The organism is Pseudomonas sp. SCB32 (assembly GCF_009189165.1).
In the GTDB taxonomy this organism is placed as follows: domain Bacteria; phylum Pseudomonadota; class Gammaproteobacteria; order Pseudomonadales; family Pseudomonadaceae; genus Pseudomonas.
In genome coordinates this window covers 2,756,119-2,782,279 of sequence record NZ_CP045118.1, presented here as the reverse complement: position 1 = coordinate 2,782,279, position 26,161 = coordinate 2,756,119, and the positions used below count along the sequence as shown (strand labels likewise).

Below are 26,161 nucleotides of genomic sequence, written 5' to 3'. Positions count from 1 at the left end.
TCGGTTGGGGGATGTCCTCGGGCATGCCACGAGCCTTGCAGCTCGACCTGCGGTGAGGCAGGCAGGGAGCAGACTTGCATCGTTCGCAAGGGTGGGAATCGGCCGATCGGACTAGGGCTAGTCCCCTTGGACGATGAGCTGTCGATGGCACACTGACACGCTCTTTGCTCCCCCCATAGCCGCCGGAGCCAGGCAGATGATCGAGCCCCTCGAAGCCCTTCTGGAGATCGAACAGATCCGCCAACTCAAGTACCGCTACTTCCGCGCCATCGATACCCATGATTGGGCACTGTTCGCCGCCTGCCTCGCCGAGGACGTCACGACCCAGCTGGACAGTGGCACATACGCCTTCGTCGGCCGCGACGCCTTCATCGCCGGGCTGAGGCAGCTGATGGACCGTCCGACCTTGCTGTCCAAGCACCAGGGACACCATCCCGAGATCGAGCTGATCGCCCCCGATCGCGCCCGTGGCGTGTGGTACCTGGAAGATCAGGTGATCAACCTCGATGACGACTGGATGGTCCAGGGCACGGCGCTTTACCAGGACGAATACGTCAAGCGCGACGGCGCCTGGCTCATCCTGTCGACCGGCTACCGCCGCGTCCTCGATACCGTCACCACGCCCATTCCACCGACCATGCGCGTGGTCAAGAGCTGGTTCGGCGTGCCAGGTTGATTCAGGCACCCGGCAGTGGTCCGCTCGGGGGCGGCTGCGAGAAATAGTGGCAGAAGGCGCCCCTACCGGGACGCTTGCTCGTAGCTTATGCGCACCATTGCTCGCATACAGCTTCAGCGAATGTTGTCGGCTTAACGGCAATGCGAGGGTGGCGCCGTAGCGGGTGTTTTCCTGGAAGTCGTGGTTGCCTACGCCATCGATTGACGTGCTCCCACCCGCGAAGTACGTCGCATCCAACGCCGCCCAGACGTTATTGGCAAAGGCATGGATCAGATGTCCCTGCACCTGGTAGATCGGATTCTGGGAAAGCTCCCGGTGGCCGTAGAAGTCGTCATTGTCCGTGAAGAAGGTGCCCGCCCCGGACAACTCCAGGGTCACGGCGCCCAGGCGCTTGGAGATGCCCAGTTCCGGCTTGAACAACCAGCGATTGTTGCCGAGATTGATCAGCCTGCTCGAATCGTATTGGCCGAGCGGCGGCGTGCTTCGCTATGTACTCAGGCGCGGGCAGATCACCGCGGACAAGCTGCACGGCGCGCTGGCCGGCTACATCATGCTGGCCTTCGCCTGGTCCTTCATCCATGCCCAGGTCGAGATGACTTTTCCCGGCTCGTTCGGCCCCACCCGTCTGGACTTCACCCAGACCGGGACCTTCTTCAAGCTGATCTACTTCAGCTTCACCACCCTCACCACCACCGGGTATGGCGACATCGTGCCGCTGACCAATCACGCCCGCTCGCTGGTGATGATCGAAGAGTTCACCGGCGTCTTCTACGTGGGCGTCCTCATCGCGCGTCTGGCCGGCCTCTATCCGTCACCGGCGTCCCAGTGACCGCCCGCCATCATGGTCCGGGACAAACTTCCGTCGTATTGCCCAACCGTCAGCGCGGATCGAAAATACCGCCGAGCGAAATGGAGGTGACCCGCCATGATCCTGCGCGGTATGGCACAGATGCACATCGACGATTTGCCCGACCGATTCCAGTCGCGGCTCAAAGGGCTCCCGGATATGGAGCCGTCAGGCTTCGTCTGGGTGGTCTTCTACCAGGGGCGCATGTTTGGCGCCTATCCCAACGCCGACCTGGCGTTGCGCAAGGTGACCGAAATCGAGCACTGCATCAGCGAAGACGAAGTGCCCACCGCGCAAGGCTGATCCCCTCCCCCTAGTCATAGCCTCATCCAACCAGGCGGTATCTCCATGCTTCCTCATGCTCCGACGCCCCGCAGCGCCAAACGATCGCGGCTCCACCTCCTGCGTGGGCGTGTCGGGCTGGGGCTCGTCGCGGGGTTGTCCGTGCTGGCGGGGATGACCGATGCGATCGGCTTTCTGGCCACTGGCGACTTCGTGTCCTTCATGAGCGGCAACACCACCCGGCTTGCCGTCGCCGTGAATGACCACGACCTGACGAGCCTGTGGCGACTGTCGCTGGCAGTGCTGTGCTTCGTTGCCGGCAACGCCCTGGGCGTTGTCCTGGCCCGCTGGTTCAAGCGGCGGGCCACGCCGCTGCTGATGGTCGTCGCAGCACTGCTCGGGCTCGCCGCACTCTGGCCCGAGGCGCAGACCCTCCCCGCCTTCGTTGCGGCAATCGTCGCGATGGGGATGCTGAACGCGGTTGTGGAGCAGGTGAATGGCATGCCCATCGGCCTCACCTACGTAACCGGTGCCCTGTCCCGTTTCGGCCGTGGCCTCGGGCGCTGGCTACTGGGGGAACGCCATGATGGCTGGCGGGTGCAGCTCGTGCCCTGGAGCGGCATGCTGCTGGGCGGTGCGCTGGGCGCGTTCCTGGAACATCACCTGGGGATGGCGGCGATGGCCATGAGCGGAGCGCTGGCCTGCGCGCTGGCGGTGATCGTCTACTTCGTCCCGCGCTCCTGGCAGCTCGGCTACATGACCCGCTAGCGCCAGGGGGCGCCGCTGTCGTAGCGCCCTACCCGCTAGACCAGCACCTGCCGGGTCGTCGCGATCAACTCATGCACCTGGCGCTCGACCTGCTCATCGATTGCGATTTCCGGCCCACGGCCGCGCGGGCATGGCAGGCTCGGGGTGGTGCCGAACAACCGGCAGATCAGCGGACGCTCGTCGTACACCTCGCAGCCCTGGGGCCCCAGGTGCACGCAGTTCCAGTGCGCGAGCGCGGCCTCATGCTCGGCATCGCTCTTCACCGGCAGGCGCGACATTTCCTCAGAGGACGCGGTCACCGGCCCGCAGCAGTCGTGGCAACCCGGCACGCAGGCGAAATTCGGGATCTGCCGGCGCAGATGGTCGATCTTCCGGCCGGTCGAACAACTCACTGGAGTGCCCATCCCATGCCGCTGTTGATCATTTGCGGAAATCGATGCTGATTGGACATGGCGGTGCCTCTGGATGACTCTGCGGATCAGAGATGGATTTCCACGTTCTTGATGCCCAGCTCGCGCAACTCGCCGATCAGGCTATCCAGCTGCGCGAACGACTCGACCTGCTCGCTCTCGTCCACGAGGAAAAAGCTGCGCCCCGCGTCCTTCTTGAAGAACACGATCCACTCTCGGGTATTGGTCGGGTTGGCGATCACGTGGGTATCAAAGGATATGCCCGCGGCATTCCGGGCTTTTACATCATTGCGCTTCACTCAAATCACCACGCTAAGTCCGCACTTGCTCAAGATTGCCGCCGATTCTGTTCGACACGGAATCGGCACAGGCCTGCATATCGGCCCGCCTGTTCAAACATTCTCCGTTAGCGTTACATGATAACACCGTGCACCCGCAGCGTTGGAGCTATCCGAGGCGAAATGCCCGACAGGCCGCAGCTACCGACCCAGCACCTAGCCCAGCCGGCTCCATACCTGGAGCAGCCCCAGCAGATGGGTGAGCGCAACGCCCAGGCAAATAGCCGAGCTGAGGATGATGAATTGCCGGCTCCGGCCAGTACCGTGCAGCAGGTAGGGGCCGGCGATGCCCCGGAACAGGTACACCAGTGTGATCGCGACTAGAGCCGGGCGCAGCAATGGCAAAGGGCCGATTACCGCAGCGCCGGAGAGTGCGTAGCCTGCCCAGGCGAACAGGACCAGGGCGATGCCGAGGGTGATCACCGCCGGGTACAGCCTGCCGGCTTCGGCGGCGCGAGCCATGCGCTCGCCCGCTCCAAAGAGTCGATACCAGCGCGGCCCGACGATCACGACGCCGATGTGCAGCGCAGCGGCCAGTGCATCCAGCGCTGCGGCCATGATCAGCGCCAGGTTGTATCCATGAACCATTGCCGCTCCTCCCTGGAGATCACTCCCTGTTCCTCGTGCCGCGCATCATAGCGCCGTTGAGGCTGCGCCCGGCACAAAGACCCGAAGGTGCCATTACTGCAGGCGCGGATTCATCCGTGCAGCGATCAAGGTCCCGTTCGGGGTCATCGCGGCCAGAGCCTGCTCCTGCGAGGCCGCCGGAGCTATGCCACGAATGGCGATGGACCGCCGCAGCAACGGGCGGCTCTGTGCCACTCAGCCCTCGCAGCTGGGCTTCTGGGTGAAGGTACGCCGCACATCGACGGGGCCTATGTGCTCCAGGGTCTTTCGACCGATCAGCACCGGGTAGAGCATGTCCTTGCGATCCCGCAGCGAGAACTCTTCGTCGAGCAGCTGGTTGCCCAGGCAGATCTGCAGCGATACCACCGGACGATGATCCGCGCCGCCGGCACCGCTGACCTTGACCTTTCTCAGCACGGGGCGGGCGAACTCCTGGACCGTCTCGTCGCCGGTATCGCTGTTCTTGACCACGACCTTGAAGCGCACCCACTTCTTGCCGTCCTTGTCGAAGTACGCGAGGTCCTTCGCGTCCATCGACGAGGTCAGCGCGCCGGTATCCAGCTTGGCTTTGACTGGAACACCCTCGGGGTAGATCTTCGCTTCCTCGATCCAGCCACGGATCGGCAGGTCTTCCGAGTGGGCTTTCATCGGAGCGGCAAAAGCCAGCAGAAGCATGGCGGCGGAGAGGGAATTGATGGGCACGGGAATGACTCGTCGGTTGACAATGTGCCGCCATGATCGGGGCCGCGATGTCAAAGACGAGTCAAAGGCAGGTCAAGAAAATGGATGACCTGCGCACCACGCTAAACACCCATCACCAGGCGGTGAACCCGCCGTCGACGGTCAACGCCTGACCGGTGACGAAGCGCGATGCCGGCGAGCACAGCCACATCACCGCGCTGGCAATGTCGTCCGGCTCGCCCAGGCGGCCCATGGGCGTGGCCATCTTGAGGCTTTCCATGGCGTCCTGGACGTCCGCGCGATTGGTGATGGCGGTGTTGGCGATGCCGCCGGGGCAGACCGCATTGACCCGGATACCGGCGGTCGCGTAATCCAGCGCGACGGAGCGGGTGAGGCCAAGCACGCCCGACTTCGACGCGGAATACGCGGACAGGCCGGGGCCGCTGACCACGCCCATGATCGACGACGTGTTGACGATGGCGCCGCCGCCCTGCTTGAGCATCTGCGCGCATTCGTGTTTGAGGCAGAGCCACACGCCCTTGAGGTTGACCCCGATGGCGCGGTCCCACTCCTCTTCCGGCAACTCGGCCACCGGCCGGCCACGCTGGGCGATGCCGGCATTGTTGAAGGCGCAGTCGAGCCGGCCGAACTTGCGCACCGCCTCGCTGACCATGTGTTCGACGTCGGCATTGCGGGAAACGTCCGTGCGCACGAACACCACCTCCCCGCCCGCCGCAGAAACAGCATGAGCGGTTTCCTCACCGCTGACCGTTTCGATGTCGGCCAGCACCAGGTGCGCGCCCGCCTCGGCGAACCGCAGCGCGGTCTGCCGGCCGAGACCGGTGGATGCGCCCGTCACGATTACGACCTTGCCTGCGAAGTCTGTCATCCCGCTCTCCATATGAAGTCCGTGGTGGTGTCGGCACGGCAGACCAGGCGTGCAGAAAGCCAGGAAGACCAGCGGCTCGATCAGGGAGGCGCTACGCGTGCGGCAGTCAACATAAGGGGCGGCCAGCTCGCCCTCCATCCCCCGATCAGACTATCCGCGGGCCCGGCCCGCTCCGGGCGCTCCCCGCCAGCTAAATGACCCGGTGCGACTGGAATCTGCAGAAAGTGGATAGAACCGCCCCCCCGCTCTCCCCAACACTAGCCGGGCGTCGATCCACTACCGGGTCGACTTCCTTCCTGTGCGTTTCATCTACTCATTAGAGGCTTGCATGAGCACCCCCGCCGATCAGCTGAGTTCCTGGCTGAAGCAACACCAGATCACCGAAGTCGAGTGCGTCGTCAGTGACATGACCGGTATCGCCCGCGGCAAGATTTCCCCGACCAACAAGTTCCTCGGCGAGGGAGGCATGCGTCTCCCCGAGAGTGTGCTGTTGCAGACCGTCACCGGGGACTATGTCGACGACGATATCTACTACGACCTGCTCGACGAAGCGGACATCGATATGGTCTGCCGTCCCGATCCGGACGCGGTATTCGTGGTGCCCTGGGCTATCGAGCCGACCGCGATGGTGTTCCATGACACCTACGACAAGTACGGCAACCCCGTCGAACTGTCGCCGCGCAACGTGCTCAAGCGTGTGCTCAAGCTGTACGCAGACAAGGGCTGGAGCCCGATCGTGGCGCCGGAAATGGAGTTCTACCTGACCAAGCGCAGCAGCGACCCGGACTTCCCGCTGGAAGCTCCGGTGGGCCGTTCGGGCCGCCCGGAAAGCGGTCGCCAGAGCTTCTCCATCGACGCGGCCAACGAGTTCGACCCGCTATTCGAAGACGTGTACGACTGGTGCGAAGCCCAGGGCCTGGACCTGGACACCCTGATCCACGAAGACGGCCCGGCGCAGATGGAAATCAACTTCCGTCACGGCGACGCCCTGAGCCTCGCGGACCAGATCACCGTGTTCAAGCGCAGCATGCGTGAAGCCGCGCTGAAGCACGACGTGGCGGCGACCTTCATGGCCAAGCCGATCACCGATGAGCCGGGCAGCGCCATGCACATTCACCAGAGCGTGCTGGACGTGGCGACGGGCAAGAACATCTTCGCCAATGTCGATGGTTCGATGAGCGAGCTGTTCCTGCACTACATCGGCGGCCTGCAGAAGTACATCCCGAAGGTGCTGCCGATGTTCGCGCCGAACGTGAACTCCTTCCGCCGCTTCCTGCCGGACACCTCCGCGCCGGTGAACGTCGAGTGGGGCGTGGAGAACCGCACCGTCGGCCTGCGCGTGCCCGCCGCCTCGCCTGAAGCCATGCGCGTGGAAAACCGCCTTCCGGGCGCTGATGCCAACCCCTACCTGGCACTGGCCGCCAGCCTGCTCTGCGGCTACCTGGGCATGGTCGAGCAGATCAACCCCAGCGCCCCGGTCGAAGGCCGCGCCTACGAGCGCCGCAACCTGCGCCTGCCGATCACCATCGAAGACGCGCTGGCGCACATGGAAGAGTGCAAGGTGCTGGAAGAGTACCTGGGCCGCAAGTTCGTCCAGGGCTACGTCGCGGTGAAGCGCGCCGAGCACGAGAACTTCAAGCGTGTGATCAGCTCCTGGGAACGTGAATTCCTGCTGCTGAGCGTCTGACGCACCCGATCCCACCCAATCACAAGAATACGGATAGGAGTCGACATGAGACTGCTGAAGCCCCTTGCGGCCTTCGCATTTGCGGCGATGGCGCAAAGCGCCCTCGCCGAGCCCACGGTCAGTATCTACAACTGGACCGACTACATCGCCCCGGACACCCTCGCCGGCTTCCAGAAGACCACCGGTATCAAGCCGGTCTACGACGTCTTCGATTCCAACGAGACCCTGGAAGGCAAGCTGCTGGCGGGCCGTTCCGGCTACGACGTGGTCGTGCCTTCCAACCACTTCCTCACCCGCCAGGTGCAGGCCGGGGTTTTCCTGGAACTCGACCGCGAAAAGCTGCCGAACTGGAAGCACCTGGACCCGACGCTGCTCAAGCTGCTTGAGCAGAACGACCCGGGCAACAAGCACTCGGTACCCTACCTGTGGGGCACCAACGGCATCGGCTACAACGTCGAGAAGGTCAAGCAGGTACTGGGCGTCGACAAGATCGACTCCTGGTCTGTGCTGTTCGAGCCGGAGAACCTGAAGAAGCTCAATGCGTGCGGCGTCGCCTTCATGGACTCCGCCGACGAGCTGATTCCCTCGGTGCTCAACTACATGGGCATGAACCCCAACAGCACCGACCCGGCGGACTACGCGAAGGCCGAGGCCAGGCTGATGGAGCTGCGCCCGTACGTCACCTACTTCCACTCCTCGAAGTACATCTCCGACCTCGCCAACGGCAACATCTGCGTGGCCTTCGGCTATTCCGGCGACGTCTTCCAGGCGGCCAATCGGGCCAAGGAAGCCAAGAACGGCATCCAGATCGCCTACGCCATCCCCAAGGAAGGCGCCAACCTCTGGTTCGACCTGATGGCCATTCCGTCGGACGCGAAGAACCCGGAGCAGGCCCTGGCGTTCATCAACTACCTGCTTGAGCCCAAGGTGATCGCCGGGGTCAGCGAGTACGTCGGTTATCCCAACGCCAACGCCGACTCCAAGGCCTTCCTCGATGCCGAGACGCTGAACAACCCCGAGGTCTATCCGTCTCAGGCCGTGCTCGACAAGCTGTACATCTCCAATGCCCCGCCGCCGAAGATCATGCGCCTGATGACTCGCAGCTGGAGCAAGATCAAGTTCAACCAATGATTCGAGAGCGTCCCATGATCCATGCCGGCGAACACGCCGCGTCCTATTACGCGGCCACTGCGCGCGACAAGCAGACGTACCCCGCCCTGGAGGGCGAGGTTCACGCAGAGGTCTGCGTTATCGGCGGCGGCCTGACCGGCGTCAACACAGCACTGGAGCTGGCCCTTCGGGGCCACTCCGTGGTGCTTCTGGAAGGTCGACGCATCGGCTGGGGAGCCAGTGGTCGCAACGGCGGCCAGCTGATCCGTGGCATCGGCCATGACGTCAGCGGTTTCGCCAAGTACGTCGGCGAGGATGGCGTTCGCTACCTGAACCAGGCGGGTTTCGACTCGGTGAAGCTGGTGGCGGACCGCATCCAGCAGTTCGGCATCGATTGCGACCTGCGCTGGGGCTTCTGCGAGCTGGCCAATACGCCCGCGCAGTTCACCGCCATGGCGGAGGAACTGCGCGAGCTGCAGTCGATGGGTTATGCGCACCCGACCAAGCTGGTGGGCGCCGGCCAGATCCGCGAGGTAGTGGCCAGTGACTGCTATGCCGGCGGGTTGATCGACATGGGCTCCGGGCACCTTCATCCGCTGGACCTGGTGACCGGGGAAGCGCGGGCCGCCAGCGGCCTGGGCGTGAAGATCTTCGAGCAGAGCCCGGTGCTGCGCATCAGCCACGGCAACTCGGTCACGGTGCACTGTGCCAACGGGCGGGTGCGGGCAGAAAAGCTGGTGCTCGGCTGCAACGCGCACCTGGAAGAGCTCGAGCCGCGTCTGACCGGCAAGGTCCTGCCGGCGGGCAGCTACGTCATCGTCACCGAACCGCTCCCGGAGCAGGTGGCGGCGAAGCTGATTCCGCAGAACATGGCACTGTGCGACCAGAAGGTGGGGCTGGATTACTACCGACTGACCGCCGACCGGCGCCTGCTGTTCGGGGGTGCCTGCCACTACTCCGGACGGGACCCTGCGGACATCGGTGCCTACATGCGGCCGAAGATGCTGAAGGTGTTCCCACAGCTGGCCGATGTGCGCATCGACTACCAGTGGGGCGGCATGATCGGCATCACGTCGAACCGTTTCCCGCAGGTGGGCCGCCTGGCCCAGCACCCGAACGTGTACTTCGCGCAGGGCTACTCGGGACATGGTCTCAACGTGACCCACTGGACCGCCAAGCTCCTGGCCGAAGCGATCTCCGCAGGCCAGAGCCAGGGACTGGATGTGTTCAGCGCGGTACCGCACCTGACCTTCCCGGGCGGCAAGCTGCTGCGCTCGCCCCTGCTGGCGCTGGGCATGCTCTGGTATCGGATTCGAGAGGCAATGGGCTGAATAAGCCAGGCGGAGCATCTCGCCGAGGGAGCTCCGCTTTTTTTCAGCTCGGCAGCATACTCACGACGCAGCGCTCGGCTCCGCGCTTGAGCGTCGCTTTCGGATACTCGCCAAAGAGTGCCTGGTAGGCCTGGGAGAATCGCCCCAGATGCCAGAACGACCAGCGCATCGCGATCTCGGCCACATTGACACCCGCGCCGCCAGCGGCCAGCAGATCACGTCGGGCAGCATTCAGCCGGCGGTTGCGCAGCCACGCGGTGGGCGGCATGCCGGCGTACTGGACGAACGACTGTTGCAACTGCCGCACCGAGACACCGGCGATCTCCGCCAGCTCGGGGACGCCAAAGCTGTCCTGCGGACAGTCATTGACCACCTCTTTCACCCGCTCGACGACGCGCTTGGCATTGCGGTCGGAGCGGCGACGCTGGCCCACGTCGACCGCCGCCTCCAGCAGCGAGAAACAACCATCGGCCACTTGCTGGGCGAATCCGGGCGCATCGACGTTGACACGGCCTTCCACGGCGCCGGCCAACAGCTGGCTCAAGGAGCTGGCGAAGGCGCTGCAATTTTCCGAGCGCAACGGTTGCAGCACCAGGCCTTCGAAGTCCGCGGCGGAACGGCCCCAGGCGGAGGCGTCCTTCAGGACCACGGCGACTTCGCGGTAATTCTCGGGGGTAACCCAGGCGTTGTGCGTGTGCCCGTCCAGCAGGTAGAGGGCGCTTTCGTTCATGTCGAAACTGAACACCAGGGTATCGGCCGGAGCGTGGAACTCCTGCTCGACCCGCAGGTTCATGCTTTCTTCGTAGAGCTGGACCGCCCCCGTCTCCGCATGCACGAGTCGACCGCAAAAGCGACCAGCTGACATCTGCGTGTACTGCTCTTCCCAACCCGGCAGCACCGCGCGCGGCTCGTCAACCTCGCGAGCCTCCATCACCTTGATCGCCATCACACACCCGGAAATTTATTAATATTATTAACTATCAGCCTAGCAATGGCTGACGTCCGCACGCAACAAGAGCAGTGCCAATCAGCCTCGAGCGTCAATGACGCTGTACGCGGCAGGATTATGACCAATGCGACGGAATCGAGCACGCTTTACCTGACCGGCTACCCCACCTCTTTGTCATAGAGTTCCGTCATTTCATTCCTGAACGCCTGGATCAGCGGCTCGCGGGTTCGTCCGTTCTTCATGATGAGCGAGAATTCGGCCTGATAGCCGAAGTGGTCCGGCAGGAGCTTGATGAGCCTGCCCTGCTGCTCCCACTGCTGGGCCAGATGATCCGGCAGGTAACCGATATAGCTCCCGCACAACACCAGGATCAGCTCGGCCTCCATGCTGTCGATAGTGGCGGAGCACTCCTTGAATCCGTGCCGCGCCACTTCCGCGTTCGACCAGTAGCCCCGCTTGACCAGTGCGTGCTGCCTGATTTTTTCGGGAGCCTTCTGCAATTCGCGCGACAGCGGATGCCGATCACTGCAGTAAAGCCAATGCTGCTCGATATACAGGTCTATATATTTCAACCCGCTCATCTTCGTCGGCAACGAGCCGATTGCCAGATCGCTCTTTCCTTCCAGGACTTCCCGTTGAAGTTCGAAAGGACTCAGGACTTTAAGATTGACATGCACCTTGGGGTGCTTCGATGCGAAGTTCCCGAGCAGGTCCACGATATTGACCTGCTTGTCGGTGATCATGGAGTCAAGAATCCCTACGGAAATCGTCCCCCGCAGCTCGCCCTTCAACTCAAGCACATAATTCTCGAAACCATCGATCTGGTTCAGGAGATTCTGCGCCTCATCGTAAATCAACTGCCCCTTACTGGTCAGACTGAACCCCGACCTGCCGCGGCTGCACAGCTGCATCCCCAGCTGCGCCTCGAGCTGACTCATATAGCCGCTGATGGCCGGCGTCGACATGTTCAGGTCCTGCTGCGCCGCGGAAAATCCCTTGTTCCTGACGACCGCAACAAAAACCCGCAGCAGACGAATGTTGTAGATATTCTCTTTCATCACGCAACCAAACACGCCATTGACCCGCCTTGTTCGCACAACGCCGAAAGCCTGTCAAGAATCGTAGAATTATCTTCACAATATCATTAACCAACAACTGACGATTCGCTATTTATCCCTGCCTGAGCAGCCGCTTAAATGAACCCCGATGTCATATCGACGACCCATTGTGGTCAGTGCACATGCGCACTCCAGACTGTTGTCCTGCACTGAACAACAAGCAATGGCAACGCTTTACGAACTTGCAATAACTGCGGGGTGACCATGTCTGACTCTAAACTCAAGACGAACTTCTCGGACGGGACTTCATACGACCCGCAAAAGCGCCCGAGATTTAACGAGATTGCGAGCTTCATGCGCGCCCCCATCGCGGACACGCTGGATGGCGTCGATATCGGCCTGATCGGCGTGCCATACGATGGCGGCACCTCCTTCAAGCCAGGTGCGCGCCTCGGTCCCCGTGGAGTTCGGCAACAATCCTGCCTCATGCGGACGCGAAATCACGCTTCGGGCATTGCGCCTTTCGACCTGTGCAACATTCGCGACCTGGGCGATGTTTACCTTGAGCGCATGTACAACATCGAAGACGCCCACGCCTGCATCGAGGACTATTACCGGGAGATTTGCGCACGCAATATCATGCCCCTGACGGTGGGCGGGGACCATTCGATCACCTATCCGATCTTCAAGGCGCTGGCGAAGAACGGCCCTATCGGCATGGTCCACATCGACGCGCATACCGATACCTGGGACAGCCTTTACGGATCGAAATTCTTCCACGGGGCGCCGTTCAGAAGAGCGGTCGAGGATGGGCTTCTCGACCCACTGCGCACCATCCAGATCGGCATCCGCGGCTCCGAACATTCGGGCACCCCGAACTACAGCCTCGAATGCGGCATGCGGGTCATTTTCATCGAGGAGTTCGACGACCTGGGCGTCGAAGGCGTGCTCAAGGAGGTACGCAGGGTTGTGGGTGATGGCCAGACCTATGTTTCGTTCGACGTCGATGGACTCGACCCGGCCTTTGCTCCCGGAACCGGCACCCCCGAGGCCGGCGGCATCTCGATGCGGGAAGCCATGCGCCTGCTGAAGGGACTGCGCGGCCTCAACCTCATCGGTGGCGATGTGGTCGAGGTCGCTCCCGATCTGGACCCATCCGGAATGACTGCGCTCAATGCCGCAACGCTGATGTTCGAGCTACTTTGCGTGCTGGCGGATGCACGGGTGAACCGACAGGACTTCACCCTGTGCTCGTCATCATCAATTCAGTGAAATCGGCCCATGACTGATCTGACCTTTCGCCCAGCCTTACCTGATGATGCTGCCCTGTGCCTCACAATCCGGGGACTGACGAGAGAGAACGCATTTTCGGAAGAAGCGCTGCGCGCACTGGGCATCACTGCTGAATCCTGGAGCCTTGGCATCCAGGACGGCAGTTGCCCCGGCTTTGTCGCCTGCGTGGACGGCCAGAGGGTCGGCTACTGCTTCGGTGACCGGGATACGGGGGAGATAGTCGTTCTTGCCCTGCTGCCCGCCCATGAGGGACGGGGAATCGGCAAGACCTTGCTCGGGTTGATGGTCGGGAAGCTCGCGCGTCAAGGCTTCAAGCGCGTGTTCCTGGCGTGCTCCAGCGATCCGACGGTTCGCTCCTATGGCTTCTATCGCTACCTGGGCTGGGTACCGACTGGAGAACGGGACGCGTTCGGCGACGACATACTCGAACTCTCGCTCGGTTGATCGCCGCAGGGCGTCGTCCACTCAGGCGACGTCCTCAGCTCCAGCTAAGTTTCACCTCGTAATCTCCTGCCTCACGCCAACCCAGGCGCACGAGACCATCGAGGAACCGACCCGATGAAGGACATCACGCTCAATACGCAGCGGGCTCCGAATTCGCACACCCCATCCATCCTGAGCGCGCTGCCAACGGCGGCCTACCCGGCACTGCTGATCGCCTTCGTGGTGTTCTTCCTGGCCCCGCTGGGCGCCCACGGACTCTGGATACCCGACGAAACCCGCTACGCGCAGGCGGCCCAGGAGTTACTGCAAAGCGGTAACTGGGCGGCTCCTCATTTCATGGGGCTGCGCTATTTCGAGAAGCCGATCGGCGGCTACTGGCTGATTGCGATCGGCCAGGCGCTGTTCGGCGACAACCTGTTCGGCGTGCGTATCGCGTCGGCGCTGACCTCCGCCGCCACGGTGGGGTTGATCTGGCTGCTGGGCCGCCGGTTGTGGAACGACGCCTGGAAGACCTGGACCGCCAGCCTTCTCTACATGAGCTTTGGCCTGGCCGCCGGGCAGGCCGGCTACGCCAACATCGACCCGCAACTGACGCTGTGGATCACCCTGAGCCTGGTCGCCTGCTGGTTCGCCCTGGAGGGTGACACCTCTCGCGAGCGCTGGGCGGGCTGGGGCATGCTGGGTGTGGCATGCGCCATGGGTTTCATGACCAAGGGCTTCCTCGCCTGGCTGCTGCCGGTGATCGTGGTGGCGCCCTACGTCGTGCTGCACAAGCGCTGGCGCGAACTGCTCAAGGGCGGGCCGCTGGCCATTCTGCTGGCGGTACTGCTGAGCCTGCCCTGGGCCATCCTGGTCCACCAGCGCGAGGCCGACTTCTGGCAGTTCTTCTTCTGGAACGAGCATATCCGTCGCTTCGCCGGCACCCACGCACAACACGCCGCGCCCTTCTGGTTCTTCGTGCCGCTGCTGTTCGCCGGCGCCCTGCCCTGGGCCCTGCTGGTCGTCCCCAGCCTGAGACGCGCCTGGCGCGAGCGCAAGGAACGGCGCATCGCCTACCTGTCCCTCTGGTTCGCCATGCCGTTCCTGTTCTTCAGCCTGAGCAAGGGCAAGCTGCCGACCTATATCCTGCCGTGCTTCGTGCCGCTGGCACTGCTGATGGCCAACACCCTGGTGGACAAGCTGCGCCAGAGCGACCTGCTCGCGGTCACCCGCAACGGGCTGCTCAACCTGGTGCTGGGTGGCGCCACCCTGCTCGGCCTGATCGTCATCCAGGTCGTGCATCCGGTCTATAGCCACCAGCCCCTGCAGATCGCCATGGCCCTGGTGGTGTGCCTGGCCTGGGCCGCCTGCGGCTTCATCCAGTGGAAGCGCCCGGCGAACTACTGGTTCGCCCCGGCGCTTGGCCTCTGGGTACTGGTCGCACTCCTGCCCGCCGCGATGCCGCAATCAGTGGTCGACAACAAGATGCCGGACCAATTCATCGCCAGTCACCTGGACGCCCTGAAGCAATCCAGGAGCCTGCTCAGCAACGAACTCGGCGCCGCATCGGCACTGGCATGGCGACTGAACCGCAGCGACGTGACGCTGCTCGACGTCCAGGGCGAGCTGCAATATGGCCTCGCCTACCCCGACGCCGCCGATCGCCGCGTCACCACCGATAACATGGCGCAGTGGCTGGCCCAACACACGGAGCAAGGGCCCGTCGGCATCGTGCTGAGTCTTTCCGCGAAGTCGGGTGGCACCCTGCCCGCCTGGATACCGCCGGGCGCGGAGGTGTTCCGGGAAAACAATCTGCTCATCGTGATTGCCAAGGCCCAGGGCCCGCAGCTCGCACCGGCCAACGTCACACCGAACGCGCCGGCGGGTTGAGGCGATTGATCGGAGGGCAAACCAACGTTTGCCCTCCGATGCTCTATCGGAATGCCACTGGCGGCACCCGCTGAAGAGTCGACGAAAGCACGCCCCATGCAGAGTTACTGCACGACGCCTCAGCCGCCCAGGGCGATGATGGCAAAGAGCAAGGCCGTCCCCACTATCGCCAATGCCCCGCCACCCAGCCAGGGCTTGCCGCCGGAATAATGGGCAAGCACCCAGCCGGCAAGGAACAGCATCACCAGCGCCACCAGGTTGGATGCGCGAATGGCGAGCCCGGTCTGGTGGATAAACAGGAACGGAATGACCAGGGGACAGGTTGCCAGCACCACCAGCAGGAAGGTGCCCAACGCCCCTTTGAAATCGTCCAGGTCCAACCGCGCGCGAATGGGTTTATCGGCGTTGGCGAGCAGGCGCAGCCGTAGCACCTCCAGCCCCTCTGCTCCTGCGGCCTGGGCAATGCGCGGCGGCAAGGCATCGGCGACCAGCTCCTGGCCTTTCTGCGCATCGGCGTCGCCCTGCAAACGGGCCATGAGCGTTCGGCTGCGGGTGCGCTCGGTCCAGGTGCGCAGCAGGAAGATGACAGCATCGGCCAGCCCCCAGGCGAGGTTGCAGCCGAAAGCCGCGATCAACATGGTTCGCGCCTCTTCACGTCCCGCCGTCGCAACGCTCAGCGAGCCGATGAAGGTCATTGCCATCAGCAGGCCGAATATCACTTCGGTCATGCGGTCCACGGGGTCGAGGACTCTGCGCGACGTTTCGTCTCCAAGTCGGTCCATTGCACCTTCTCCAGTACGTCGGACGGCGCATGCCGTCCGCCATTCGTTCACTGAATCAAAGATCGAGAAAGTCGCCGTACAGACCGTACCCGGCGATTGGCGCGCCAATGATCGAAGAAACCTATGAGCCACCCCGCAGACGAGAATGCTCGGCCGCCCAGCGCTCGAGGGTTTTCGCGGGAAGCTGGTGCGGCGCGTCGACCCGCTCTTCCAGCTTGGCCGCGAAAGAAACGGCGGAAGCCTCATCGGCAAAGCTCAGCGTCAAGCCGCAGGCATGTACCAGCCAGATCAGTTTGTCCTGTTTCCAGGCTCGTTCGATCCTTAGCTTCACCTGAGGCTCCGGCGTTCTGAAGAAGTGCAATCGGAATGCTTTCAGTGTAGCGAACAAACGGAGGGCAACTGGGTGGCAGGACCGCGCTGGGGTAGCAGGCAACGGCGGGGGCAGTCTACCCGCGGCGATAGGCCACGATTCAGGGCTCCTGAAGCGCGCCTCCTGTCCAGTGAAACCAGTGGGGAGTCTGCCTTGCTGCCTCCGACTTCGGGAATCGCCTATGCAGGAGCGTGAACGCCGCTTGCCCGCTGGGTACCTGTCCCAGCAGGCCTCCATCCGCTCTGCGGTTCAGCCGGACGACCTGGCTCAGAGCCTGTGCCATCAGCTCCTGGTCGACAAAGAGTCGTTTCAACCAATTGTCCGACTCGCTCTCGACCCACTCGACGATATCGCGGCTGATTACATGGCTCAGGCCATTGCCTTCGACCAGCCGGGGCAGTTCACTCCAGGCAACCAGGTGTTCGAAGTAGCGATCTGACAATCCCGGACTCACCTTGAACAAGGCTGGAGCCGGGACGGCAGTTGGGGTGGTTCGAGCCCTGGAGGCATGGATTCGATCCAGAGCGTTCAGCGTGATTCCGTGCAGTCCGAAGAATCTGTCCCATTTCTGCGGAAGCAACAACCAGGTTTCCAGGTCTTGCTGAACGGCAATGGTGAAAGCGAGTTCGCGTGGCAGATCCCGTCGTGGTTGGGAGTTGCGCAACCAGATACCGGCATCATCGTCATTTTCATCCGCCACCACCAGCCAGGTAGATAGCTGCGGATTATCGAGCACTATCAAGTCCAGGCGGATCTGTTGCGGCAGGTTTTGCTGGAGCCGCATTTCGATGTCTTGCGCATGCTCCGGGACAAGCTGCTGCAACTCGGGGAGAAGGCGAGATGCCTGCTCGGCATTACCCAGGGCCACGTTCCGGGTGAAAGCGGTCATCACCATGGCCTTGCGCATCTCAGTACTGAGCCCTGGGGCCTCGGCCAGGCGCGCCATGTCTGCAGCTGACAACAGGTTGAAGGCACGCGCCGACTTGGCTTCGACTGGATGGTTCTGATGGATATTCATCAGCTCCTCGAGGGTCGATGCCTGGTAGGTGCGGGCAACATTGACCCAAGGTGCAATGTAGGTGGCGGATGAGTCGGCGAGGGCCGCGATGGCTGACAATCGGGGAGCAGATCTGCCCACCGAATCGGCCCGCAATCCTTCGAGCAGGGCTGCCCAGGCCAGGTTGTGAATGACCATGCGCTGCGAGGCGATGGGCAAATGCTTGAACGGCAGGGCAAGGTTGGCGATCTGCTGCTCGCTCATATCCTTCGATGCCCAGCGTAAGGGCGCAGATATGGCCCAGGCGGCGTATTCGCCCTGAGTGGCCTTGCAGCTTTCCACCTTGGCTTGCCAGTTCTGGAATAGACGATCCGCTCGTAGGTCCGCCTCCCCGGTCTGGGTCAGCGTTTGAGCCGCCACCGCCCACTCGATACCGCCACCCTCTTCGTAATGTCGCCAGGCCACGTCTCTCAGGCGTACATATCCCGACAGCCGTGCGTCATTCTCCTGCGCCAGATGGGGCGCTATTGCCCAGGGTGCGTCCGATGCGGTCATCACCAACTGCAGCCAGAGCCACTGCGGTGAATAATCGGCGGCGTCATCCAGCCAGGCGTCAGCGGGTGTGGTGATCCTGCCGGCAAGGTCAAGCCCGACAATGGCTTCGTATTTCTGCTGGGGCTGCAGATTCCCATCATTGACTTGTTCGGCCACCCATTGCATCTGGTCCACAGAGGGGGTGTCTTGCGGGAATATGTCGTACTTCAACAGTCCTGCATGATTGAGCTCTCGCAGGTGCCAGTCTGGCAGATTACGCCAGAGGCGATACAGATCCACGGTTGCCCCTACGTCATCGATGGCATGCCAGTGGTCACCGCCGGAGTAGAGAGAGTCATATTTTCGCAGGGCCGCATGAACCAACTCGCCAACGTTCTTGTATTGCCCTGAGCAAAAGTCGGCAGACCAGCCCAACGAGGGGAACAGGATGAGCATCACTGCAGTGATCAAGCGCGGCATGGGGTCTCCCTGAATGTAATGCAATCGTCCTTGAACGCGCGGCGCTCCGCGAGCTTGAGCCAGTTTTTGCCCTTGTCTGAACCTTGTCTCAATCCGGCCAGGCCGCCACGGCAGCGACGCGCTAGAAGTGGTAAGCCCCGGAGAGTACCAGGGCATAAGGATGCTCGGTCTCGCCTGCCACCCTTCCTCGCGCGGCGGATGGGCCAGTATCGACAGGGGCCTTCCCGAAGTCGACCAGGTGCAGGTTGAGATCGACGGACTTCAGGTCGCCGCGATCGACCTGGACACCCGCTCCCACGCCCCAGATTCGGTCGAGGGGCAACGCCAGCGTACGCTTGCTGTCATCGACCGGGGATTGCACATAGAAGGCATCCAGCGTGTAGCGAAGGCCATCGATAGCGGGGAATCCGTAGCCCAGCGTGCCTGCCCAGATATTGTTGTAGGTGCCGTCGTCCACGTCGATCTTGTCGCCATCCAGTGATACTGAAGCAGCGCCGAACTTGGAGAACTCGATCCAGGCGATATCCGCGGTGATGAAGCCTCCGGTGTCCAGATCGTGATACACGCCGCCAATGATGTGCTGCGGCATGACCTGTTCGACCTTGACCTTGTCACCGATAACGCCCCGATTCAGCAAGTCGACCAGCACGGGCCCCTGGTTACTGAACTTGAGCTTGCCATCGATATCGGTCTTGGCCTCGCTGGTATAAACCAGCCCAAAGCGCGTCTTCGGCGTCATTTCCCAGAGCATCGAGAGTCCGAAGTTGGTCCCGACACCGTCGAGGTCAGCCTTCAGGCGGCCATCGGAGGCGCCCGGCACCAGCGTATTGATGGCCACCTCGGACTCTGACGAGATGTAGTTGATGCCCACCGAAGCACCGACCGACCACTGCTCGTTGATGCGCCAGGAAAGCGCCGGCGTCACGGCGACGTAGACCAGGGAGTAGCTGTCGGAGTAATAGCGTCCGGCCCAGTCCGAGCCGTAGTCCGAACCGAATCCCGACGGGATGGTGAGCGAGATGCCGGCGTGGAGGGAATCTGTGAGCGGCCGGACATAGTAGGCCTGGGGAACCAGTACCGGGCTTATATCGTTGTTGGGGTCACCGCCACTGGTGGTGGTTTTCCCCTTGTCCACCTCGAAGCTGCCCAGACCTGCCCCCAGCAGCACGCTGACGGTGGAAGTGGCCTCCGGCAATCGCGACATGCCGGCAGGGTTATCGCTTGCGGTTTCCGCACTGTTTGCGCTGGCTGCAATGCCGGCGAACCCCGCTGAACCCGCCATCACCGACGACGCGGCCAAACCGGCCAATACACCCACGCACACCCGCACCGATGCACACCGCATGGTTCCCCCCCATTTTTCGACGACCATTACGCTTCGATGATCGAGCCCCCGGATGATCATAGTTGCTGAAGCGCACGTGTCGCCCGGCGCAGGAGGAAGTTCAGTAATCGGCGGACACTGTCGTTGCGGTGTCGGCGCCTGGCTCGATGCCCGGCGCCCTGTCAGCCTCCGCGATCACTCGTCGTCGCGAGCGGGAATCCACCATTCCTCGCCACGCACCGTGCGGATGTACTCCGGCCAGCGGAAGCGATGCGGTACCTGGAAGTCCTTGGGCAGCAGCGGCGCCTGCCATTGCGTGCCACCGATGCCGCCGCCGGTGCGCTCATCGAATTCGCGGGTGGCCGCGGCCAGGAGTTCCGGCTCGGTGAACAGCTCGATCAGGGTGCTGCCGATGGTTTTCGACGCCACGTCGATCATCGGGTCGATGGTCTCGCGGATGCCGCCCAGGGCGTTGGAGACCCAGTCCGGATAGGTGAAGCCGGCCGGCGCGCTGAGCATCGGGCGCGCCACATAGAGGCGCACGGTCGGGCAATGCCAGGTGTACTCGGGGTAGTCATCGGAGGTCAGGTACTTCTGCCAGGCCGGCATCTGCAGGCGCAGTTGGCGCTCGCACTCCTGCGGCTCGATGAGCGCTTCGGTGGCCGGCAGGAAGGGCTCGTCCATCGGTTCGAGGCCAAGGTTGGTCTGGATCTCGCGGGCGACCGCGATCGCCGCCTCGCCCCAGGTCGGCGCGCCGATCTGCGCCAGGTTGTCGTAGCAGGCCTGGGCCAGTACGTGGTTGGCCAGGCCGCCACGGGACTTGCAGACCCAGGTCTTCTTCCACTTGCAGCCGGTGGCCAGCGCGGCGGCGGCGGCGTTATTGTCCATCACCGTGGAAATGGTCTCGGCCTGCTCGATGGAGTCGCAGCGCAGCAGGTACTGGATCTGCGAGATGTGCGGCGGCAGGTTGTCGGCGGTGGCCTGCCCTGCGGTGAGGATGGCTTCGTTGAAGCTCCACAGGCCGGTGAACGGCAGGGTCGAGCGGCGCAGGCTCTCATTCAGGGTGTAGAAGTGCACCAGCGCATCGTTGGCGCCCGGTGCGCGGGCGGCCAGGTGGTTCTGCGGGATCGGGCTGTAGCGGTCGGCGGCGATCCAGTTCTGCGGGTCTTCGCAGGTGAAGGTGTAGATGTACGAGTAGGCGATGCCGCAGTGGGTGTCCCAGGTGGTGGTGTTGTTCAGCGGCAGCATGTAGGTGGGGTGGAAGCTGACGGCCGCGTCGATGTCGTCGTAGTAACCCTTGGCGGCATGCACCGGCTTGGAGGCACGGAGCTTTTCCGCCGGCTCGCCGAAGAACTTGATGGTGCCCTGGATGCCGAACTCCAGCATCGCCGCCTTGGCCGCCAGCACGCCGCCCAGGGCGCTCATGCCCAGTGCCGAGTGCGGGTCGGTATGGCCCGGCGCGTACTTCGACAGGCCCTCGCGCGGCATCGGCTTGGTCGCCGCCGCCTGGCAGTTGCCGGGCACCGCATCGTACTCGGCGTAGGTGGCGAGCACCGGGCCTTCGCCATTGCTGAAGGTGGCGAGGAAGGCGGTGGGCATGCCGCCGCTGCCCTCTTCCACCGTGAAGCCTTCCTTGCGCAGCAGTTCCACGTACCAGGCGCAGGACTTGTACTCACGGAACGCCGGCTCGGCGAAATGCCAGATCACCTGGTGCCAGTCGGACAGCTGCTGGCGGTGCTCGTCGATCCACTGCTGGACGTAGGCCTTGAATTTCGACATGGCGGGCTTCCTCATCGTTGCCTGTTGTTGTAGTCGTGTGGCCTAGTATTGGTGAAGCCAAACTCACAACAAGCGAAACAATTTGGCCTCGTTGTCCAGATAGTTTCACCATTCGCCGTTAGCAAACCAGCCAGGAACGCCCATGCACTACCCCTCGATGACCGCCCTGCGTGCGCTGGACGCCGTGGCCCGGCTGGGCAGCGTCTCCGCCGCTGCCACCGAGCTGAACCTCACCCGCAGCGCGGTAAGCCATCGCATCGCGACCCTGGAGGAGCGCCTGGGCTTCGCCCTCACCGAGCGCACCGGGCGCGGCATACGCCTTACCTACCGGGGCGAGCGCTATGCCCGCGACGTGCGGCGCATCCTCGCCGAGGTGCAACTGGCCGGCACCAGCTTCGACGAGCAGCAGGTCATCGGCCGCCTGTGTGTCAGTTGCAATCCGGGGTTCGCCACCTACTGGCTGTGCCAGCACCTGGGCGACTTCCTCACGCAATACCCGCAGGTACAACTGCACGTGGTCACGCCCCGAACGCCGCAGGACACCCGCGCGGCGGAGGCCGATCTGTTCATTGCCTACGGCACCGGCGACTGGCCGAACCAGATCGTCGAACCCATAGTCGCCCTGCACTTCTTCCCGGTCTGCAGCCCTCGGCTGCTCAACGCCCGCAACGGCCTGAAGGTCCCAGCGGACCTTTCCGGCCATACCCTGCTGCACATGAACGACCTCGCCGACTGGCGTCTCTGGCTGGGCGCCGTGGGCGCGCGGGACATCGAGTTTACCTCGGGCGTGCTGTTCGCCGATGCCACCAGCACCATCGCCGCCTGCATCGCCGGCCAGGGCGTGGCCATCGGCGACAACCTGCTCAGCGGCGATTCCCTGAGCCGTGGCCTGCTGGTGCGCCCCTTCGACATCACCATCCAGTCCAACCGTGGCTATTACCTGGTGACCGACCCGGTGAAGGCCGAACGCGCCGTGGTGAAAGCCTTCAGCGAATGGCTCAAGGCGCGTGTCACCGCCACCACCCAGAGCGCCATCGACCTGGATCAGCCGCCGCTGGACTTCCCCAAGGAGAATGCGTGAGCCGGGCACTACCACAGCGTCCGGACGCGGCCATCCAACGCTGTGAGATGGGCCCTGATTCCTTGTTTTCCCTGCGGAAATTGATGCTAACGTTCTATTGGCGCAATCCTGGAAAGCAGCACGCGTAGCAACAGCCCAGGAACACCGCGACCTGCTCGATTACACGGCTTTTTAACGGATTAGAAGGCATTCGACATGAAGCATCTGGAGCCGCTGCCCCAAGAGGGCCTCAGTCAGCCGGCACCTCAAGGCCAGCCCCGCAGGAGCAATCGGAAGATCGCCTTCGCCGTGGCCGCACTGGTCCTGATCCTGGGCGGCGGCGCGGCCCTGAGCGCACTGTTCGACCCATCGTCGAGCGATTCCATTTCGGCGAGCACCCGGTCCCAGCTGACCGAACAATTCGCGGCAACGAAAGCGGTCAAGCTGACGCCGGTACCGATGAACCAGATCGATACCGCGCTGGCCACGATGAAGCTCACCACCGTCCAGCGCGACGCGCTCAAGCGCGATCTGCTCTCCAGCCCTGGCAGCAGCGGCACGCAAAGCACGCTGGCCTGGATCGAGCTGTGGGACTTCGCCACGCAGGACGGCGATGTCGTACACATTTCCTCCGCCGGCTACGAACTCGACTACCCGATCGTCAAGCAAGCGGTCCGCTTCGCCGTCCCCGTCGATGCCAGCTCGAGCATCACCATTCGCGGTGTCTACGATGGCGGCGGTGGCATCACCCTGGGCCTGCGCAGCGGCGTCGTCGCGCTATCGCTTCCGGTGATCGAGCCGGGGCAGTCCCTGCAAGTTCCCGTCACCTTCTGAGTGGCCAGCCAATGCTGAACTGGATCATCCGGTACATGCCACTGCTGTTCGCGATCATGGTGTTCACGATGCTCTTCCAGTTCATCGAGAACCACTGGCCTCAGCCACCGCTCATTTCCTCCCTGCTGTCGAGCCTTCGCGCATTGGCCTGGTACCTGGCCGCCGCGGCGCTGCTCGGCTGGCTGCTCCTGCTGCTGGGATGGCTGCACTTTCACGAACGACTGCCAACCGCTCTGCAATCGAGGCTCCTCATGGACATACTGGACAGACTCACCAACAAGCAGGCGCTGGAAGAAGGGCTGGAGCAACAGGAAAGCGCGATCTTCATCGACGCCAAGAGCCTGGCCGCCGCGCTCAAGCAGCGGATCATCGGCCAGGATGCCGTCTGCGATGACATCGCCGCGCAGATACGTCGACGCCTGGCACTGTCCCAGCGAGGCAAGCCCGTGGGGGTATTCCTGCTGGCGGGCCCGCCGGGCACCGGGAAGACCTACCTGGCCAAGGTCCTTGCCAAGGAGCTGGAGCGCCCGCTTCTGCACTTCGACATGACCCAGTTCGCCGCCGGCAGCCACTCTCTGTCGCAACTTCTGGGCATGAACAAGGGCTACGTGGGCTCCGACACCTACGGCAAACTGACCGCCGGCCTGCAGGACAGCCCCAACGCCGTGGTGCTGCTGGACGAAATCGAGAAGGCCCACCCCGACATACTCAAGGCCTTCCTGACGGCCTGGAACGACGGCTTCATCACCGAACGCTCCGACAGCAATCAGGTCTCCACCACCTCGGCCATCTTCGTCCTCACCAGCAATGCCGGTACCAAACGCCTCAGCGAGATCTCCGAGCAGTACGCGCAGGACCCGGATGCGCTGCGCGAAGCCGCGGTGAACACACTGCGCGAGGCGAGCTTCGCCCCCGAGGTGCTCAACCGGCTGGACCGGATCTTCGTCTTCCAGCCGTTCAAGGGGCTCGACATCGCCCGGGTCACGGCGCTGGAAATCGAAGAGATGATCCACGGCTACGGACTGGAAGTCGCCGACCAGGGTATCGACCCCAACATCATCCTGCTGCTCATGAAGCGTTACCAGAAGCTTGGCAAGCTCGGCTCCTCCCGCGACCTGATCCGGGCCATCGAGGAACAACTGGCCGACTCCCTGATCGAGGCCAAGAAGACCGGAGTGATGAAGGTAGAGCTGTTCCTCGATGAGGAGCAGGGTTTCTCGGCACGAGCGACTCCCGGCCAGGACTCCCGGAACTGAACGATGGCCGACGCTGACGACAGCTTGTGGAACAACTCGCCGGCCTGGCGCTGGACGCTGTGCCTGACGCTACTGGCGTCGGCGCTGGTGGTGCTGTGCGCGCCCTGGAAGCCGCCAGCTCCCACCAGTACAGCGTCGGCGCAGTACAGCCCGACAGTGGCGCCCCAGACGGCGCCAGTGGCGGGTGCTGTCATGGGGGTTGCGGCGACGATTCAGACGCCGCGCCTGGGTCCGCCCCCGTCGCGCGGCACGCTGGACCCCGCGCTCGACACGCCCGTTCCCCTGCCGTTGACGGCCTATTCCGCCAATACCCGGCTGCATGTCATCGGTGTTTATCAGGGCGCAACGCCAGCAGACGAAGACCATCGTCCCTGGTGGGACAACTGCCGGGCATTCAGCGACGATCCGGAAGGCATGATGGCGTGCCATTCGAAGTACGCCAATCGGCATCCGAGTCGAACCATCACGGTCTATCTGAACGACACCTCCGGCCCCATGGTCCTCGCCCTGATGGCCTACGAGCCCATCCGCTGGAGGGTGGTGAGCCGTCCGGCCGTGGATCTGCGCAAGGTCATCCTGACAGGTTATTACGGGCCGGAAATCGAAGGCCTGCCCGACTCGGTCCCTGTCGAGGCCCGCAGCTACGAGCGCCCGCGTTGCCAGCAATGCCAGCAGCAACCCGGATATTTCTATGCCTTCAAGGAGGGCTCGAGGGACTACGACCAGGCCATGACCCAATTGCAAAACCTGACGGGACTGACGCCAGCCTCCTTCCAGGGCGCCTACACCGGCGAGCGCTTCACCATTGGCAGCGGGATGAACACGCCCACCGGCGCCGGCTCGGTCGGCCAACTGGACGCCTTCACCGGCAGGAGCTTCAGCAATCACGTGGAGATCGACAGCCGCTCGTTGCTCCTGCCCGATGGACTCTGGCAGGCGCGCGCCTACGTGAAGACCCCTTCGAGCCGGGGTAGCGATCACCTGCTGGTACTTTCGAAAGGCGCCAGCGACCAACTCTCCGAACTGATGGTCATCCACCTGCAGACGGCCAAGGACAATCAGGGCTTCAGCCAGTACAAGGCCTGCAATCTCCCCGCGGATTATGTAAAGAAGGTGCCCGAGAACGTCCCGCTGGGACCGCAGCTCTGCTACTGGTCAAACCATGTCAGCGCCCCATGGCAGCAACCCATCTACCGGCTTGCCGCCACCCGCCTCACGGAATCGGGGATCGCTCTGCCCGACTCAGCGGTGAGCACGGGCTTCCACAAGGCTGACAGCGGGATGTCAGTGACGACGCTCTACTACGTCTTTCCCGAGTCGCAGACCCAGAACGCCACGACTGGCGACTGGGACACGAGCCCCTGGAACCCCAAGCTGATAGACAAGCATCCGGACAACGCGAGCTTCATCAATCAGCGCCTGGACTGGGCGGCCGACTGGTTCCAGATATTCAGCGCAGCGCACTAGCGACCACCACTGGGCCAGA

Annotated in this window: 25 protein-coding genes and 2 pseudogenes; 14 read left to right on the top strand and 13 right to left on the bottom strand. The window is 63.3% G+C overall.

The features are described 5' to 3' along the window. Positions 1-196 precede the first annotated feature (196 nt). Positions 197-676 (top strand): nuclear transport factor 2 family protein, encoded by a 480-nt coding sequence (locus GA645_RS13055; protein ID WP_152223389.1) that lies wholly within the window; start codon positions 197-199, stop codon positions 674-676. A 180-nt stretch (positions 677-856) separates the two neighbouring features. Here GA645_RS13055 and GA645_RS13050 read toward each other — a convergent pair. Continuing rightward, positions 857-1,096: pseudogene (locus GA645_RS13050) on the bottom strand (transporter); the annotation flags it as partial. A gap of 55 nt (positions 1,097-1,151) precedes the next feature. Between GA645_RS13050 and GA645_RS13045 the strand changes: the two are divergent. The 3 genes and pseudogenes from GA645_RS13045 to GA645_RS13035 form a co-directional block, all read left to right on the top strand. Beyond that, positions 1,152-1,505, top strand: a pseudogene (locus tag GA645_RS13045) (potassium channel family protein); the annotation flags it as partial. A gap of 96 nt (positions 1,506-1,601) precedes the next feature. Then, complete coding sequence (locus GA645_RS13040) at positions 1,602-1,826, top strand: hypothetical protein (RefSeq protein WP_152223385.1); 225 nt, start codon at positions 1,602-1,604, stop codon at positions 1,824-1,826. Positions 1,827-1,871: 45 nt separating this feature from the next. Continuing rightward, on the top strand, positions 1,872-2,573 hold the full coding sequence (locus GA645_RS13035) for a YoaK family protein (protein WP_152223383.1): 702 nt from the start codon (positions 1,872-1,874) through the stop codon (positions 2,571-2,573). A 35-nt stretch (positions 2,574-2,608) separates the two neighbouring features. On the opposite strand, the gene GA645_RS13030 is transcribed toward GA645_RS13035, so the two are convergent. From GA645_RS13030 to GA645_RS13010, 5 genes are all read right to left on the bottom strand, one after another. Beyond that, a complete protein-coding gene (locus tag GA645_RS13030) occupies positions 2,609-2,965 on the bottom strand; it encodes a YkgJ family cysteine cluster protein (RefSeq protein ID WP_152223381.1) in 357 nt (118 codons plus the stop codon). A gap of 86 nt (positions 2,966-3,051) precedes the next feature. Continuing rightward, positions 3,052-3,282 (bottom strand): hypothetical protein, encoded by a 231-nt coding sequence (locus GA645_RS13025; protein WP_152223379.1) that lies wholly within the window; start codon positions 3,280-3,282, stop codon positions 3,052-3,054. Positions 3,283-3,477: 195 nt separating this feature from the next. After that, positions 3,478-3,909, bottom strand: a complete 432-nt coding sequence (locus tag GA645_RS13020) for a hypothetical protein (protein WP_152223377.1) — start codon at positions 3,907-3,909, stop codon at positions 3,478-3,480. 234 nt (positions 3,910-4,143) lie between these two features. Then, on the bottom strand, positions 4,144-4,623 hold the full coding sequence (locus tag GA645_RS13015) for an ATP-dependent zinc protease (RefSeq protein ID WP_152228067.1): 480 nt from the start codon (positions 4,621-4,623) through the stop codon (positions 4,144-4,146). 139 nt (positions 4,624-4,762) lie between these two features. Continuing rightward, entirely contained in the window at positions 4,763-5,518 is a 756-nt protein-coding gene (locus GA645_RS13010) for a glucose 1-dehydrogenase (protein ID WP_152223376.1), read from the bottom strand. Positions 5,519-5,846: 328 nt separating this feature from the next. Here GA645_RS13010 and GA645_RS13005 point away from each other — a divergent pair, with 328 nt between their 5' ends. From GA645_RS13005 to GA645_RS12995, 3 genes are read left to right on the top strand one after another with little or no spacing between them, the layout of a single operon-like run. Beyond that, the gene (locus GA645_RS13005) at positions 5,847-7,205 is read left to right on the top strand and encodes a glutamine synthetase family protein (RefSeq protein WP_152223374.1); all 1,359 of its coding nucleotides are present in this window, start codon (positions 5,847-5,849) and stop codon (positions 7,203-7,205) included. A 45-nt stretch (positions 7,206-7,250) separates the two neighbouring features. Beyond that, positions 7,251-8,336: a polyamine ABC transporter substrate-binding protein gene (locus GA645_RS13000; protein ID WP_152223372.1), complete on the top strand. Its 1,086-nt coding sequence runs from the start codon at positions 7,251-7,253 to the stop codon at positions 8,334-8,336. A 14-nt stretch (positions 8,337-8,350) separates the two neighbouring features. Then, on the top strand, positions 8,351-9,646 hold the full coding sequence (locus GA645_RS12995; protein WP_152223370.1) for an FAD-binding oxidoreductase: 1,296 nt from the start codon (positions 8,351-8,353) through the stop codon (positions 9,644-9,646). 43 nt (positions 9,647-9,689) lie between these two features. On the opposite strand, the gene GA645_RS12990 is transcribed toward GA645_RS12995, so the two are convergent. Beyond that, the gene (locus GA645_RS12990) at positions 9,690-10,592 is read right to left on the bottom strand and encodes an AraC family transcriptional regulator (RefSeq protein WP_152223368.1); all 903 of its coding nucleotides are present in this window, start codon (positions 10,590-10,592) and stop codon (positions 9,690-9,692) included. Positions 10,593-10,753: 161 nt separating this feature from the next. Then, a complete protein-coding gene (locus GA645_RS12985; RefSeq protein WP_152223366.1) occupies positions 10,754-11,653 on the bottom strand; it encodes a LysR family transcriptional regulator in 900 nt (299 codons plus the stop codon). Positions 11,654-11,917: 264 nt separating this feature from the next. Between GA645_RS12985 and speB the strand changes: the two genes are divergently transcribed. The 3 genes from speB (at position 11,918) to arnT (ending at position 15,259) form a co-directional block, all read left to right on the top strand. Further along, the gene (speB, locus tag GA645_RS12980; protein WP_152223364.1) at positions 11,918-12,925 is read left to right on the top strand and encodes an agmatinase; all 1,008 of its coding nucleotides are present in this window, start codon (positions 11,918-11,920) and stop codon (positions 12,923-12,925) included. Positions 12,926-12,934: 9 nt separating this feature from the next. Then, the gene (locus GA645_RS12975; protein ID WP_152223362.1) at positions 12,935-13,390 is read left to right on the top strand and encodes a GNAT family N-acetyltransferase; all 456 of its coding nucleotides are present in this window, start codon (positions 12,935-12,937) and stop codon (positions 13,388-13,390) included. A 114-nt stretch (positions 13,391-13,504) separates the two neighbouring features. Next, positions 13,505-15,259, top strand: coding sequence for a lipid IV(A) 4-amino-4-deoxy-L-arabinosyltransferase (arnT, locus tag GA645_RS12970; protein WP_178119533.1), 1,755 nt, complete (start codon positions 13,505-13,507; stop codon positions 15,257-15,259). A gap of 119 nt (positions 15,260-15,378) precedes the next feature. On the opposite strand, the gene GA645_RS12965 is transcribed toward arnT, so the two are convergent. The 5 genes from GA645_RS12965 to GA645_RS12945 form a co-directional block, all read right to left on the bottom strand. Beyond that, the gene (locus GA645_RS12965; protein WP_152223360.1) at positions 15,379-16,041 is read right to left on the bottom strand and encodes a hypothetical protein; all 663 of its coding nucleotides are present in this window, start codon (positions 16,039-16,041) and stop codon (positions 15,379-15,381) included. A gap of 121 nt (positions 16,042-16,162) precedes the next feature. Continuing rightward, a complete protein-coding gene (locus GA645_RS12960) occupies positions 16,163-16,372 on the bottom strand; it encodes a hypothetical protein (RefSeq protein WP_152223358.1) in 210 nt (69 codons plus the stop codon). Between the two features lie 139 nt (positions 16,373-16,511). Continuing rightward, positions 16,512-18,422: a hypothetical protein gene (locus GA645_RS12955; protein WP_152223356.1), complete on the bottom strand. Its 1,911-nt coding sequence runs from the start codon at positions 18,420-18,422 to the stop codon at positions 16,512-16,514. A gap of 121 nt (positions 18,423-18,543) precedes the next feature. Further along, positions 18,544-19,794, bottom strand: a complete 1,251-nt coding sequence (locus tag GA645_RS12950; RefSeq protein WP_178119532.1) for an OmpP1/FadL family transporter — start codon at positions 19,792-19,794, stop codon at positions 18,544-18,546. Between the two features lie 147 nt (positions 19,795-19,941). Next, on the bottom strand, positions 19,942-21,525 hold the full coding sequence (locus GA645_RS12945) for an amidohydrolase (RefSeq protein WP_152223352.1): 1,584 nt from the start codon (positions 21,523-21,525) through the stop codon (positions 19,942-19,944). Between the two features lie 142 nt (positions 21,526-21,667). Between GA645_RS12945 and GA645_RS12940 the strand changes: the two genes are divergently transcribed. From GA645_RS12940 to GA645_RS12925, 4 genes are all read left to right on the top strand, one after another. Continuing rightward, positions 21,668-22,606, top strand: a complete 939-nt coding sequence (locus GA645_RS12940; RefSeq protein ID WP_152223351.1) for a LysR substrate-binding domain-containing protein — start codon at positions 21,668-21,670, stop codon at positions 22,604-22,606. A gap of 195 nt (positions 22,607-22,801) precedes the next feature. Further along, a complete protein-coding gene (locus tag GA645_RS12935) occupies positions 22,802-23,419 on the top strand; it encodes a hypothetical protein (RefSeq protein ID WP_152223349.1) in 618 nt (205 codons plus the stop codon). 35 nt (positions 23,420-23,454) lie between these two features. Then, positions 23,455-24,675: an AAA family ATPase gene (locus GA645_RS12930; protein ID WP_152223347.1), complete on the top strand. Its 1,221-nt coding sequence runs from the start codon at positions 23,455-23,457 to the stop codon at positions 24,673-24,675. A 3-nt stretch (positions 24,676-24,678) separates the two neighbouring features. After that, positions 24,679-26,142, top strand: coding sequence for a hypothetical protein (locus GA645_RS12925; protein WP_152223345.1), 1,464 nt, complete (start codon positions 24,679-24,681; stop codon positions 26,140-26,142). Positions 26,143-26,161 lie beyond the last annotated feature (19 nt).